Here is a 14,215-nt window from a genome sequence, read left to right on the forward strand (position 1 = left end):
TCGCCGCGGGCTTAGGCGCCGCGCGGCGGTGCCGTCGAGGCCCGCGGCACCAGATGGCAGGCGAGTTCGACGCGACGCGGCGGCGCCGGGATGCCCGACAGCGTGTCGCGCAGAAGATCGAGCGCTACCGAGCCGATCTCGCGCATCGGGATGTGCATCGTCGTCAGCGGCGGATTGAGGAAGGCCGCTTGCGGCAGGTCGTCCATTCCCATGACCGAGACATCGCCCGGAACCGAAAAGCCCTTTTGCTGGATGCCGAGCATGGCGCCGACGGCAAGGCTGTCGCCGGCCGCGAGCACCGCGGTGAAATCCAGCCCCCGCTCCGAAATCCGCTGCGTCAGCGCCTGTATCGCAAGCTCGGGCAGCCAGTCCTCGACGGTGACGAGCAAGTCGTCGGTTGCGAGCAGGCCTTTCGCGAGCAGCCCGTCGCGCCAGCCCTCGTAGCGCCGTTCGATCGTACGGCGCCCCGGCCGCATCAGGAACAGGATGCGCTCGTGGCCGAGCTCGATCAGGTGATCGGTCGCAAGCCGCGCGCTCGATCGGTTGCAGGGCGTGACGCTCGATAGCCGCATGAACGGGTCGTCGCTGTTCAAGAGCACCACCGGCTTTTCGAAGCCACGGGTCGCGGCAATCATACCTTCGTCGTCGATGGTGAGAAACAGCAGACCGGCGACCTGCTCGTCCTCCTCTGCCTCGGCAAGCACGGCCAGTTCTTCGCTTCTATCCGCAATCGGCCGAGTGACGATTTCGAGATCGAGCGCCTGGGCCCGCTCCTTCAGCCCCTCCAGCACGTAATGCGTAAACTGGTTGCGCACATAGTCGATCATCGCAGCACTGGACGCCGCCACGATGACCTTCTGACCGGCGACCGCCGTCGGGATCACGTAGTTGGCGTTCTTGGCCGCTTCCAGCACCTTCTGGCGGATTTCCGCGCGCACGCCCTTTTCGCCAGCAAGGGCGCGGGAGGCGGTGCTCAAGGAGACGCCGCAGGCTTCGGCGATGTCCTCCAGCCGAACACGCTTGCTCTTCTTGCCGCGTTTGCCGGGCAGCGGTTTTGCGATCATGTGATCCTCCCTTGCCACAATATTGGGAAAAATTTTCATATTGCGCAAGAAAAAACATCGTGCCTTTATCTTTCTCAAGAAGGCCGAGGGAAGAGCGGCTTAAGGAGGAGGAGTGCCATGGGCCTCAACGCCCACGATATTCGCACGGGTCTCGATCGTCTTGTCGGCGGCATGACCGGTCTCAAGCATGACGGCCGGTTCGATGAACCGAACCTCGACGGGACCGCAGGCGACTACATCAGCTTCGACAGCTGGGAATGGCCGCAGGGTGTTGGCCTCTATGGCCTGATCAAGCTCTGGCTGTTTACCGGCCGCGAGGACATCCGTCAGCTTATCGAAGGCTGGTACGAAGGCCGCCTTGCTGCCGGGCTTCCGGAACTCAACGTCAACACGACCGCGCCGATGCTCGGCCTCTCGGTTCTCTGGGCCAAATCCAGGAATCCCCGCTGGAAGCCGCTGCTCGACGACTGGGCAAACCGGGTGATGAGCGAAATGGGCCGGACGCCGGAAGGCGGATTCGAGCACCATGTCTCCGACAAGGTGAATGACAACGAGCTCTGGGACGACACGCTCTATATGGTCGCCCTGTTCCTCGCCTCCTATGGCCAGGCGAGCGGCCGGCGCGAACTCGTCGACGAGGCCTCGCGGCAATTTCTCGTGCATGCCCGCTACCTTGCCGACACCCAGTCGGGCCTCTGGTTCCATGGCTGGACCTTCGACGGCCGGCACAATTTCGCCCGCGCCCGCTGGGCCCGCGGCAATGCCTGGATCACCGCCGGCATGCTCGATTTCTTCGACCTCGCTGAGCTCGCCGCACCGGTCAAGGAATACCTGCGCGGCGTGCTCGTCACCCAGGTCGAGGCACTGCTGCCGCTGCAGGCCGCTTCCGGCGCCTGGCGCACGCTGCTCGACGACGCGACTTCGTACGAGGAGATCTCGGCGACCGCCGGCATCGGCTACGGCCTGCTCAAGGGCTATCGGCTCGGCTATGGAACGCCCGCCTGGAGAGCCGCCGGTCTGCGCGCGCTTGAAGTCGTGATGCGCAACATCGACGAGAGCGGCACCGTGCTCAACGTCTCCTACGGCACACGCATGGGCCACGACCTGCAATTCTACAAGGACATCCCAATTCAGCCGACCGGCTACGGCCAGGCACTGGCAATCCTGTGCCTCTCCGAAGCCCTGCAGCATGTCGGCCCGGAAGGACAGGCAGCATGACAATGAAGGTTCTCTACGGGGCCAACCCCGAGGATATCAAAGGCTACGACACGGCGCGGCTGCGCCGCGAGTTCCTGATCAGCGATCTCTTTGCAGCTGACGCCGTGAACTTCACCTACACCCATGTCGACCGGCTGATCCTCGGCGGCGCCATGCCGAAAACAAAGAGCGTCACCTTTGGATCGGGCGCTGATATCGGCACACCCTATCTGCTTTCGGCGCGCGAGATGGGCATCGCCAATCTCGGCGGCACCGGGACGATCACCGTCGACGGTAAGAACTTCGTGCTCGAAAATCGCGACGTGCTCTATGTCGGACGCGGTGCCAAGGAAATCGTCGTTGCAAGCGAGACCGCCGACCGCCCGGCCCGCTTCTACATAAACTCGGTGCCCGCCGGTGCCGATCTGCCGCACCGGCTGATCAAGAGGGCGGAGGCAAAGGCGCTTGAGCTCGGCGACGTCAAGCGCTCGAACAAACGCCGTCTCGTCATGTACATCCACCCGGAAGTCATGCCCTCCTGCCTGCTTCTGATGGGCATTACCGATCTGGCCGAAGGCAGCGCCTGGAACACCATGCCGCCGCATGTGCACGAGCGGCGCATGGAGGCCTATTGCTACTTCGACATGGCGCCGGAAGACCGCATCGTCCACGTGATGGGCGAGCCGGAGGAGACCCGGCACCTGATCGTCGCAAACGGCGACGCCGTGCTTTCGCCCGCCTGGTCGATCCATATGGGCGCCGGCACCGGCCCCTATGCCTTCGTCTGGGGCATGACCGGCGAGAACCAGGAATACAACGACGTCACCCCCGTAGCCTTGGCTGAGCTGAAATGAGCGATACTATTTTCCATCTGAAGAAAAGCCTCGTTGCGGGGCAGGCCGTCGGCTACTGGCAGCTCGGCACGATTGCCGAGGAGCGTTTCGACGTGCCGGACCAGCCGATGAAGGGCGAAATGGACCCCTTCTTCTTCCTGACCAAGCACAAGAACTTCATTCCGCACGAGTACCCCTGCCGGACGATTTTTGCCGAACAGTTTCGCGGCAAGCGGCCGCAGGTGCGCGGCACATTCGAGGCCAGCCGCTGGTGGCTGCCCTTCGGATCGCCGCGGCTCGACCTCTCCGGCTTCTGGTTCCGGCCGACACGGCTTGCAACCTGGGCCCGCACCTCGATCGAGACCGACACGGGTGGCACCGCCAAGATTCGCCTGGGCACCTGCGGCGGCGCGGTGCTCTTCCTGAACGGCACTGAGGTCGGCTGGATGGCGCCCTATAGCCGCAATCTCGAGGCCAAGGCCGAATTCGAACTGCCGCTTCAAGCCGGCCTCAACGAAGTCACGATCTTCTTCGACGACCTCGCCGAACGCGATGCGCGTTATTTCTTCCAGTTCGACTATCTCTCGGGACCGACGGCGCGCGTGGCGCTGCCCGTTCCCTGCCCGAGTGCGGCCGCCGCCGATATCGAGACCGCACTCGACGGCATGCATTTCGACCGGACCGCCTATTTCGAGGGCGACATCACCCTTCTCTTCGCCGCCGCCCTGCCGCTCGATGTCAAGGTCAATGTCGCGGTCGAAGGCGACTTCATGTCAACCGAGCGCTTCGACCACGACTTCGTGCTGAAGGCCGGCGACAAGAGGCTGGTTGTCGGACCATCGGAAGAGACACCGGCCGATTTCCGCCATTTCCGCATCACGCTTGATGCCAGCGGCTTCGTTGCGTCGCGCTCTCTTGGCGTCGAGATCTGCCACGCCGGCCGCCAGGGCAAACCGTCGGAGACGCTTGCGCGTCGCATTACCGAGACGCTCGACGAGATCTCGGGCTTTTCCGAACGTGACACGGTCCGCGCCTTCGCCCGGCTTGCCGGCGGTCGCGGCGGTACCGACACCGACGCGATGATCGAGGAAATTCTGCCCTCAATCGAGGACTGCCACGACTGCGCCGACTTCTCGCTGGTGCCGCTCATCTGGTCGCGCACCACATGGGGTCAGGATATCGGCGAAAAGACGCGCGATCGCATCGATCAGGCGATCCTTGGCTTCCGCTACTGGATGGATGAACCCGGCAACGACGTGCAGTGGTATTTCTCCGAAAACCACGCGCTTCTGTTCCACACTTCGGCCTATCTCGCCGGCCATCTCTTCCCCGAGGCGACCTTCCGTCGCTCGGGCCGCAAGGGCAGCGAGCAAAGCGCCGTCGGCGCTGCCCGCGTTCGCGCCTGGCTCGATCATTTCGAGGCCTGGGAAATGGCGGAGTTCAACTCCGCGCCCTATTTCCCGATCGACCTCAAGGGCCTGACGGCACTGGCGGCACTCTCGCCCGACGCCGACATCGCCGACCGCGCCAAGAAGGGCATTGTCCGTCTCTGCGAGATCATCGCCCGCTCGGCCCATCACGGCATGGTGACGGCAGCGCAAGGGCGCTCCTACGAGCACACGCTTTGCGCCGGTCGCTCGCTCGAGCTTTCCGGCGTCGCACGCCTGCTCTGGGGCAAGGGCTGGTACGGCCGCCGCGTGCATGCGCTGCCGCAGCTTGCCGTCTGCCTGCGTGACCACGGCGTTGTGGTTCCGGAAACACTTGCCGCCGTTGCCTGCCACGAGGATGAGGCCACCCATCAGGAGTGGCGCTTCGCCCAGGGCGAAAACCGCTTCGCGGCGCTATACCATTACAAAGGCCGCCATTTCGCCATGGGCTCGGCGGCGCATTATCGCTGGAATGAATGGGGCTATCAGGAAACGGTGCTGCACCTGCGCCTTGGCCAGCGCCCCGAAGCGGCGATCTGGATCAACCATCCGGGCGAAACCATTCAGTTCGGGTACGGCCGGCCATCCTATTGGGGTGGTTGCGGCACCCTCCCTCGTGCCCACCAGTACAGGGGGCTGGCCGTACTCGACTTTGCGGCCGTCAGCGAACAACCGGACTTCACCCACGCGTGGTTCCCGGTCGCCGAGTTCGACGAGAGCAGGGTCAAGGGAAAGCTGGCACTTGCGCGCAGCGGCCGTGGCGCCGTTGCCCTGATCGGCGCAACCGAACTGTTACCGGTGACCGATGGCCCGTCAGCGAATGCGGAGCTGCGCCAGGCCGGCCACAAGACGCGCTGGATCATCCGGGTTTGCGAAGCCGAAGAGCTTTCCGGGGTGGAAACGAAGTTTGCCGGGCTCTCCGTCGTGGAAACTGCCGACGGTGCTTTCGTCATCAACGATCCAGACTATGGCCGCATCGTCTTCCGCAACGACGGTTCGACGGAAGCCGAAGGGCGCACCATCGCCGCCAAGGATTTCACCGTGGCAGGTGAGGCAACCATGCTCGCCGCCAGATAAGGCAAATAGAATCGCGCCGGCCGGGGAAGCCGGCGCAAGCCCCAAACGAGCGGGAGGACGCTCGCCTAGATAAGTGGAGGAGAAAGACAATGAAGAAGACCGGAAAGATGCTCGCGGCGCTCGCCGTCGGGCTCCTGACGTCGACGGCGGCAATGGCCGGCGACGTGCGCATCATGTGGTACTCCGATGGCGTCGAAGGCGAGGTGTTGAAGGACCTGCTCGACCGCTTCATGAAGGAGAACCCCGGGATCAACGTGATCCTCGACAACGTGTCCTACAGCGTCGTCAAGGAGCAGCTGCCGGTGCAGCTCGAAGCCGGCAACGGCCCCGACATCGCTCGCGTCACCAACCTCAAGGCCCAGAGCCAGCACTGGCTCGACCTTAGGCCGCTGGTCGCCGACGCCGCCTATTGGGACGAGAATTTCGGCGGGCAGGCAGACTGGATGCGCCCCGACGGATCGAACCAGATCTCTGGTTTCATGACCCAGATCACGATTGCCGGCGGCTTTGCTAACAAGACGCTGTTCGACCAGGCGGGCGTCGCGATCCCCGGCAAGGATGCGACCTGGGACGACTGGGCGAAGGCAGCCAAGCAGGTGGCAGAAAACCAGCAGGTTCCCTTCCCGATGGCGCTCGACCGCTCCGGTCACCGCCTCAGCGGCCCGAACCTTGCCTATGGCGGCAACTATATCGGCGCCGACGGCAAGCCGGCGCCGCTTGATGATGGCTCGAAGAACTTCCTGAAGACCTTCGTCGGCTGGGTTGCCGACGGCACGATGAGCAAGGACGTCTGGGTTTCGGCCGCCGGCTCCACCTATCGCGCCGCCGCCGACGACTTCATCAACGGACAGCTCGTCTACTACTATTCCGGTTCCTGGCAGGTTCCGAACTTCTCGACGAAGATCGGCACCAACTTCGACTGGGTGGCGACCGGCAGCCCCTGCGGTCCCTCAAACTGCACCGGCATGACCGGCGGCGCCGGTCTGGTGGCGGTCAAATACACCGAGAACCCGAAGGAAGTGGCCAAGGTGATGGACTATCTCGCGAGCGAACCGATCGTGAAGGAGTTCTCCGAGCGCACCCTGTTCCTGCCTGCGCATAAGGGCGTGCTTGCCAAGGAGCTCGACTTCAGGACCGACGACCCCCAGGCAAAGGCGGCGCTCAACGGCTTCGTCGAGGCGAGCAAGTCGCTCTCCGACGAGGCGCGCAAGCTGCCCGGCTGGCTCTGGTCCGACGCCGTCTACGGCGCGCTCGTCACCCGTGTCAGCCAGGCTGCTGCCGGCGAGATGACAGTCGACGAAGCGTTCACGCGCATCGATAGCGATATCGCCACCAAGGTGAAAGATAGCGGCAACTGATCCGGGCGATCGATACCCGGTTTCCGACGGTGTGACGTATCATGCCGTCGGATCAGCCGCCGACACACCAGTAAGCATTAGCTTACATAATGCTGACATCCGGCAAGCAGCGCTTGCCCGTCTCTTGCGGGCAGCAGATCACAATCCGGCGACGATCGTTGCGCTACAAAGCGCGACCGGTGGCGAGGTAGCAAACGATGAAGGCAGATGTTCCAAGAGGAGGCGGCTCACGCCTTGGCGAGGCGGTCATGGTGCCCGTACGACTGCTGATGGGCGCCGTCGACGCGCCGCTGCGGTTCGTGCAGCGCCGGCTCGGCATCGGCGGCATGGCGACCTTCTTCCTGCTGCCGAACATGCTGATCTTCGGCATATTCGTGCTGCTGCCGTTCTTTATCAACTTCGCCTATTCCATGACCGGCGGAACCGCCCTCTTCCTCCCCGACCGAAGCTTCGTAGGCGGCGACCAATATGCGCGCCTCTTCGATTGCGTGAATTACACCAACCCGAACAGCTGCGCGGAAGACACCTTCTGGACCGCCGTCGGCAACACTGCCTGGTTCGTGGTGCTGCAGGTCACCCTGATGATCCTGTTTTCGCTGGTGACGGCGCTGATCCTCAACCGCGACCTGATGGCGCGCAGCTTCTGGCGGGCGGTGTTCTTCTTCCCGGTGCTCCTGTCGCCCGTGGTCGTCGGCCTCATCTGGAAGTGGATCCTGCAGCGACAGGGGCTCTTGAATTTCGGCCTCTACAGCCTCGGCCTCGAGCCGCATACTTGGCTCAATGATCGCAACTGGTCCTTTGCGGCAACCGTCGGCGTTTCGATCTGGGCGCATATGGGCTTCTACACGCTGATCCTGCTTGCCGGCCTGCAGGCGATCCCGAAGGATCTCTATGAAGCGGCCGAGATGGACGGCACCCGTCCGGCGCGCGCCTTCTGGCGCATCACCTTGCCACTGCTGATGCCCAACCTGCTCGTCGTCATCGTGCTCGTGCTTATCCGCGCCGTGCAGATCTTCGACGAGATCTACGTGCTGACCGGCGGGGGCCCAGGCACCAGCACACTCTATATCACGCAATACATCTACGAGACCGGCTTCGCGACGCAGTTGCGCAATCCCGGCCTTGCCGCAGCCGCCTCGATCCTGATGGGCGCCGTGCTGGTTGTCCTCACCCTGGTCCAGCTCGGCCTTGGCCGCAAAGGCGAGAAGAAGGGAGCCCGAAAATGAGCCGTCTTGCCGAATTCATCTTTCGACGTCGCGGCCGCAATGGCTGGCACTGGACCGATATCGTCACCTGGGTCTGGCTCATCGGCGGTCTCTTCATCATGTTCGGCCCGGCCGTCTGGCTCGTCGGCTCCTCCTTCAAGTCGCCGGCAGCCCTTGCCGAATTCCCGCCGACGATCATGCCCTATGTAACGCAGAAGGCGACCGTCGAAGGTTACGACAAGCCGCTCGATCTCTACGAGGTGACGCTGCCGGATGGCAGCAAGAAGGTGCTCGCCGAGGTTCGCCGCATCGGCATCGTCAGCCAGATGGTCGCGCCGGAGAAGCCGACCGAGATCGTCAAGGTCAACATCGCCGAGCGCACGCCGGTGCGCACAATGTCCTTCGCCACCTCGAACTACAGCGAGCCCTTCACCCATTTCGATTTCGTCCGCTATCTCTGGAACTCCGTTTTCGTCACGGTGACGGCGACGGTGATTACGCTCATCGTCAATTCGATGGCCGCCTTCGCGCTCAGCAAATACGAGTTTCGCGGCCGCACCTTCGCGATGCTCTTGATCCTCGCCACCCTGATGGTGCCGCTCTCGGTGATCATGGTGCCGCTCTATTCGATCGTCTCGGCGCTTGGCCTCTTCAACAATCTCTGGGGGGTGATCCTGCCGACGGTCGCGACGCCGACCGGCGTCTTCATCCTGCGCCAATACATGCTGACCATCCCCGACGAGCTGATCGACGCCGCGCGCATGGACAAGGCATCGGAGTGGCAGATCTACTGGCGCATCATCCTGCCGCTGACGGCACCGGCGCTCGCTGTGCTTGCGATCTTCTCCGTCGTCTGGCGTTGGAACGACTTCCTCTGGCCGCTGATCGTGCTCTCCCGCAAGGAGCTTTATACGCTGCAGGTGGGCTTAAGCATCTATTCCGGCGAGCTGAACGTGCAGTGGCATTTCATTCTCGCCATGACGGTCGTGACCATGATCCCGGTCGTCCTGGTCTTCATCTTCCTGCAACGCTTCATCACCACCGGCATTGCCGGCACCGGACTGAAATAAGGGGGCACCCATGGGCCACATCAAGCTTACCAATGTGACCAAGTCGTTCGGCGCCGTCGACGTGCTTCATGGCATCAACCTGGATATCAAGGACGGCGAGCTCGTCGTCTTCGTCGGCCCCTCCGGCTGCGGCAAGTCCACGCTGCTGCGCATGATCGCCGGGCTGGAAAAGCCGACCGGCGGAGAACTCGCGATCGACGGCAAGGTGGTCAACGACGTGCCGGCCGCCGACCGCGGCCTCGCCATGGTCTTCCAGTCCTACGCGCTCTATCCGCATATGAGCGTGCGCCAGAACCTCGCCTTCGGCCTCGAAAACACCCGCATGCCGAAGACGGAGATCGCCGAGCGTATTGGGGAAGCCGCGCGCATGCTGGAGATCGAGCCCTATCTCGAGCGCCGGCCCGGGCAGCTTTCGGGTGGCCAGCGCCAGCGCGTCGCGATCGGCCGCGCGATCGTGCGCCGCCCCGTTGCCTTCCTGCTCGACGAGCCGCTGTCGAACCTCGACGCTGAACTGCGCGGCTCCACCCGCGCCGAGCTTGCGGCCCTTCACGCCCGGCTGTCGGCAACGATGATCTATGTGACACACGACCAGGTAGAGGCGATGACGCTCGCCGACCGCATCGTCGTCCTGCGCGCCGGCCGCATCGAGCAGATCGGCACGCCGCTCGAACTCTATAACAAGCCGGCCAACCGCTTCGTCGCCGGTTTCATCGGCTCGCCGCACATGAATTTCCTCGAAGGCACGCTGGAAGCGGCCGGCACGGGTTCGGCGGTCGCAACGCTGAAGGGCGGCCACCGGCTGCAGGTTCCGATCGCCGACGCAGCAGCTGCAGCCGGCTCGCCCATCACGCTCGGCGTCCGGCCGCAGCACATCACGCTTGATACCGGTGAAAGCGGCATTCCCGCCAAGATCCGCCTCGTCGAGGCGCTCGGTTCCGAAACCGTGCTGCATGCCGATGTCGCCGGCCAGAAGATCCTGGTCGTCGCCCCCGGTCAGCATGACCTGGCACCGGGATCGGAAATCAGGCTGTCGCTCGCGGCTGCCCCCATACATCTCTTCAACGACAAGGGGCTTCGCCTTGAACGCGCTGTTTGACCTCACAGGCAAGACCGCCCTCGTCACCGGCGCCCGTACCGGCCTCGGCCAGGGCATGGCTCTGGCGTTGGCGCGGGCCGGCGCCGATATCGCCGCCCTCGGTTCGACGCCCATGCCGGAGACGGCAGTGCTGGTACGAGAGGCGGGTGTTCGCTTTCACGAACTGACCGTCGATCTCTCCAGGCCTTTCGACGCGGCGTCGGCGATCGGCGACGTCGTGGCTGCCCTCGGCGGCATCGACATCCTCGTCAACAATGCCGGCATCATTCGCCGCGCCGACCTGCTCGACTATTCCGAGGACGACTGGGACAGCGTGCTCGACGTCAACCTGAAGGCGGCCTTTCTGCTGTCGCAGGCCGCAGCGAGACACATGGTTTCGACCGGACGCGCCGGCCGGATCGTCAATGTCGCCTCGATGCTGACCTTCCAGGGCGGCATTCGCGTGCCGGCCTATGCCGCCTCGAAGCACGGCATCGCCGGCCTCACCAAGGCGATGGCCAACGAGCTTGCGCCGTGCGGGATTACCGTCAATGCGATCGCCCCGGGCTACATGGCGACCGACAACACCGAGGCGCTGCGCAACGACCCCGATCGCAACGCCCAGATCTCCGCCCGCATTCCGATGGGGCGCTGGGGCACGCCCGACGATCTCGCGACCGCCGTGCTCTTCTTCGCAGCACCCGCCTCCGGCTATGTCACCGGAACGGTGCTGCCGGTCGATGGCGGCTGGCTCGTTCGCTAGGCGCCACCAATGTCCTTCTCCGCCGAGCGCCTGCGCACGCTTCTCGGTCTCGCTGATACGGAACTGTTCCTGGATGTCTGCGTGATGGAGGATCGTGGTTCTTACATCGTCGAGAGGCTGAGCTTTCGCACACCTCGCAACGGCGCTGAAATCCGCGGCTTTCTGACACGACCACCCGTCAACGACGGGCCTCGACCAGCGATCCTCTACGCCCATGCCCATGGCGGACGCTACGAGATCGGTGCGAACGAACTGCTTGATGGCCGGCCGGCACTGCTCAGCCCGCCCGGGCCCGTTCTCGCGGAGCACGGCTTCGTTACCCTGTGCATCGACATGCCGACGTTCGGAGAGCGCTCGATCGTAAGAGAGAGCGCCGCGACAAAGGCTGCCCTCTGGTATGGCGGAACCCTTTTCGGCCAGATGCTTTCCGAGCAGCAGGCAGCGCTCACTTGGCTTTCAATGCGTAACGACGTCGACCCCGCGCGCATCGGCATGACCGGGATCTCGATGGGCGCCACCCTTTCCTACTTCCTGGCTGCGCTCGACCCCCGGATCGCGGCAATCGCCCACCTCTGCTGCTATGCGGATTTCGCCACGCTCGTCGCAACCGGCGCTCACGATCTGCACGGCCATTATCTCACGATCCCCGGTCTGCTCGCGGAGACCTCGACTGGCGAAATCGCCGGGCTCGTTGCCCCGCGGCCACAATTGATCTGTGTGGGGCTCGACGATCCGCTGACGCCGCCACAAGCGGTGGAGCGGGCCCATGCCGCAACGCGCGCCGCCTATCGGGCGGCTGGCGCCGAGCGCAACTTATTCTTGGTTGCAGAGCCCGGCATCGGCCACGTCGAAACGCTGACCATGCGGGAGGCGGTTCTGGCCTTCCTCTCCCACCACCTCGGCACGCCAGTCAGCGGTTGAGGAAACCAACTCTTCGTGCGCGGGCGGCAAGCACGGCTTTCAGGCTTCGCGAAGGTCGATCGTGCCGACCTTCTTGCCCCACCACCACCGGTCCGATCAGGATTTTGTGATGTCGCAGTCACGATTTTTCATTCATCGAAACAACCCCTTCGAGAATCACCAGAAAGCGAGTACTCTGAGGGAACATTGCGCATGGGACGCCGTTTATTCGAATGAGCGAGCCGATAAGCAGCGATCCCCGTCTCAGCCAGCGGCCGCGGGAGAGCATGATGCAAAAGAGCGAATGCGACGTTTTTGATCTCTTCTCGGAGATCTATACCAGTGCAGCGCAAGAAGAAATCAGCCTTCAAGAATACCTCCTCGCATGTCGCGACGACAAAAGCATGTATGCCACCGCGCAAGAGCGGATGGTCACTGCCATCGGTAATCCAACCCTGATCGATACCAGCGCGGACGAGCGTCTCGGCCGCATCTTTTCAAACCGTACCGTCAAGATCTATCCATCCTTCGCCGATTTCTACGGCATGGAAGACACGATCGAGCGGATCGTCGGTTACTTCCGCTACGCTGCCCAGGGGCTCGAGGAGCGCAAACAGATCCTCTACCTGCTCGGACCGGTCGGCGGCGGCAAGTCGTCACTCGCCGAGCGGCTGAAGAAACTGATGGAGCTGCAGCCGATCTACACGCTGGCAGTCGGCGGCAAGGTCAGCCCCGTCTTCGAATCCCCCCTCGGCCTCTTTCACCCCGACCGCATGGCCGACTTGCTGGAAGACAAATACGGGATCGGCAGGCGCCGTCTGACCGGTCTGATTTCGCCCTGGGCGACGAAGCGGCTCGACGAAGTCGACGGCGATATCTCCAAGTTCAGTGTGGTCAAGCTGATGCCATCGCGGCTGCGCCAAGTGGCGATCGCGAAGACAGAACCCGGCGACGAGAACAACCAGGACGTTTCCTCGCTGGTCGGCAAGGTGGACATCCGCCAGCTTGAAAACTACAGCCAGGCCGACCCCGACGCCTATTCCTACAGCGGCGGCCTCAACCGCACGACGCAGGGGCTGCTCGAGTTCGTCGAAATGTTCAAGGCACCGATCAAGGTCCTGCATCCCTTGCTGACGGCGACCCAGGAAGGCAACTACAACGGCACTGAAAGCTTCGGAGGGTTCCCCTACCAGGGCATCGTCGTTGCGCATTCCAACGAATCGGAATGGCTGCAATTCAAGAACAACAAGAACAACGAGGCCTTCCTCGACCGCATCCTGGTCGTCAAGGTGCCCTACTGCCTGCGTGTCACCGAGGAGCGGCAGATCTACGAGAAGCTGCTGCGCGAAAGCGAGCTCACCAAGAGCCCCTGCGCGCCGGAAGTGCTGGAAAGCCTCAGCCGCTTTACCGTCTCGACCCGGCTTGCCCGCCACGAGAACTCACCGCTCTATACCAAGATGCGGGTCTATGATGGCGAGAACCTGAAGGACACCGATCCCAAGGCGAAGTCCGTTCAGGAATATCGCGACGCCGCCGGCGTCGACGAGGGTATGACCGGCATCAGCACCCGCTTTGCCTTCAAGGTGTTGTCCGAGACCTTCAACTACGACACCAAGGAGGTCGCGGCCGATCCCGTGCACCTCATGTATATCCTGGAACAGGCGATCCGCCGCGAACAGTTCCCGAAGGAGACCGAGGCGAGCTATCTCGATTTCATCAAGTCCGAGCTTGCCTCGCGCTACGCCGAATTCATCGGCCACGAAATCCAGAAGGCCTATCTCGAATCCTACAGCGAATACGGTCAGAACCTCTTCGACCGTTACATCGCCTATGCCGACGCCTGGCTGGAAGACCAGGACTTCAAGGATCCCGACACTGGGCAGATCCTCAACCGGGAGATCCTCGACAGCGAGCTGTCGCAGATCGAAAAGCCGGCCGGCATTGCCAACCCCAAGGACTTCCGCAACGAGGTTGTAAAGTTCACCCTGCGCGCCCGCGCCAAGAACCATGGGCGCAACCCCTCCTGGACGAGCTACGAGAAGCTTCGCGACGTGATCGAGAAGCGCATGTTCGGCCAGGTCGAAGACCTGCTGCCGGTCATCAGCTTCGGCTCGAAGAAGGACAGCGCCTCCGAGAAGCAGCATGCCGAATTCGTCCAGCGCATGACCGAACGCGGCTATACCGAGCGTCAGGTCCGGCGGCTGGTCGATTGGTACATGCGGGTCAACAAGGCGGGCTGACGATGC

General features: G+C 63.4%; 11 protein-coding genes. 10 read left to right on the forward strand and 1 reads right to left on the reverse strand.

The window, feature by feature from the left end:
* Positions 1 to 11 precede the first annotated feature (11 nt).
* Positions 12 to 1,064, reverse strand: coding sequence for a LacI family DNA-binding transcriptional regulator (locus ASE60_RS18120; RefSeq protein ID WP_057251925.1), 1,053 nt, complete (start codon positions 1,062 to 1,064; stop codon positions 12 to 14).
* Positions 1,065 to 1,181: 117 nt separating this feature from the next.
* On the opposite strand from ASE60_RS18120, the gene ASE60_RS18125 reads away from it, so the two are divergent.
* The 10 genes from ASE60_RS18125 to ASE60_RS18170 all read left to right on the forward strand — a co-directional run bounded on the left by ASE60_RS18125 (position 1,182) and on the right by ASE60_RS18170 (position 14,209).
* The gene (locus ASE60_RS18125; RefSeq protein ID WP_057251926.1) at positions 1,182 to 2,282 is read left to right on the forward strand and encodes a glycoside hydrolase family 88 protein; all 1,101 of its coding nucleotides are present in this window, start codon (positions 1,182 to 1,184) and stop codon (positions 2,280 to 2,282) included.
* On the forward strand, positions 2,279 to 3,115 hold the full coding sequence (gene kduI / locus ASE60_RS18130; RefSeq protein ID WP_057251927.1) for a 5-dehydro-4-deoxy-D-glucuronate isomerase: 837 nt from the start codon (positions 2,279 to 2,281) through the stop codon (positions 3,113 to 3,115). Before ASE60_RS18125 ends, kduI begins: the two co-directional genes overlap by 4 nt.
* Positions 3,112 to 5,598 (forward strand): hypothetical protein, encoded by a 2,487-nt coding sequence (locus ASE60_RS18135; protein ID WP_057251928.1) that lies wholly within the window; start codon positions 3,112 to 3,114, stop codon positions 5,596 to 5,598. Before kduI ends, ASE60_RS18135 begins: the two co-directional genes overlap by 4 nt.
* Before the next feature lie 89 nt (positions 5,599 to 5,687).
* Complete coding sequence (locus tag ASE60_RS18140) at positions 5,688 to 6,956, forward strand: ABC transporter substrate-binding protein (RefSeq protein ID WP_057251929.1); 1,269 nt, start codon at positions 5,688 to 5,690, stop codon at positions 6,954 to 6,956.
* Positions 6,957 to 7,153: 197 nt separating this feature from the next.
* Complete coding sequence (locus ASE60_RS18145; protein WP_057251930.1) at positions 7,154 to 8,182, forward strand: sugar ABC transporter permease; 1,029 nt, start codon at positions 7,154 to 7,156, stop codon at positions 8,180 to 8,182.
* A complete protein-coding gene (locus ASE60_RS18150) occupies positions 8,179 to 9,231 on the forward strand; it encodes a carbohydrate ABC transporter permease (protein ID WP_057251931.1) in 1,053 nt (350 codons plus the stop codon). Before ASE60_RS18145 ends, ASE60_RS18150 begins: the two co-directional genes overlap by 4 nt.
* A 10-nt stretch (positions 9,232 to 9,241) precedes the next feature.
* A complete protein-coding gene (gene ugpC, locus ASE60_RS18155) occupies positions 9,242 to 10,327 on the forward strand; it encodes a sn-glycerol-3-phosphate ABC transporter ATP-binding protein UgpC (RefSeq protein WP_057251932.1) in 1,086 nt (361 codons plus the stop codon).
* Complete coding sequence (kduD, locus tag ASE60_RS18160; RefSeq protein WP_057251933.1) at positions 10,311 to 11,069, forward strand: 2-dehydro-3-deoxy-D-gluconate 5-dehydrogenase KduD; 759 nt, start codon at positions 10,311 to 10,313, stop codon at positions 11,067 to 11,069. Before ugpC ends, kduD begins: the two co-directional genes overlap by 17 nt.
* A gap of 9 nt (positions 11,070 to 11,078) precedes the next feature.
* Entirely contained in the window at positions 11,079 to 11,990 is a 912-nt protein-coding gene (locus ASE60_RS18165; protein ID WP_057251934.1) for a CocE/NonD family hydrolase, read from the forward strand.
* A gap of 269 nt (positions 11,991 to 12,259) precedes the next feature.
* Positions 12,260 to 14,209 carry a PrkA family serine protein kinase gene (locus tag ASE60_RS18170; RefSeq protein ID WP_034798403.1) on the forward strand — a complete coding sequence of 650 codons (1,950 nt, stop codon included), beginning with the start codon at positions 12,260 to 12,262 and terminating at the stop codon, positions 14,207 to 14,209.
* The last annotated feature ends 6 nt before the right edge of the window (positions 14,210 to 14,215 follow it).

The sequence above is a fragment of the Ensifer sp. Root278 genome (genome assembly GCF_001429285.1).
GTDB lineage: Bacteria > Pseudomonadota > Alphaproteobacteria > Rhizobiales > Rhizobiaceae > Ensifer.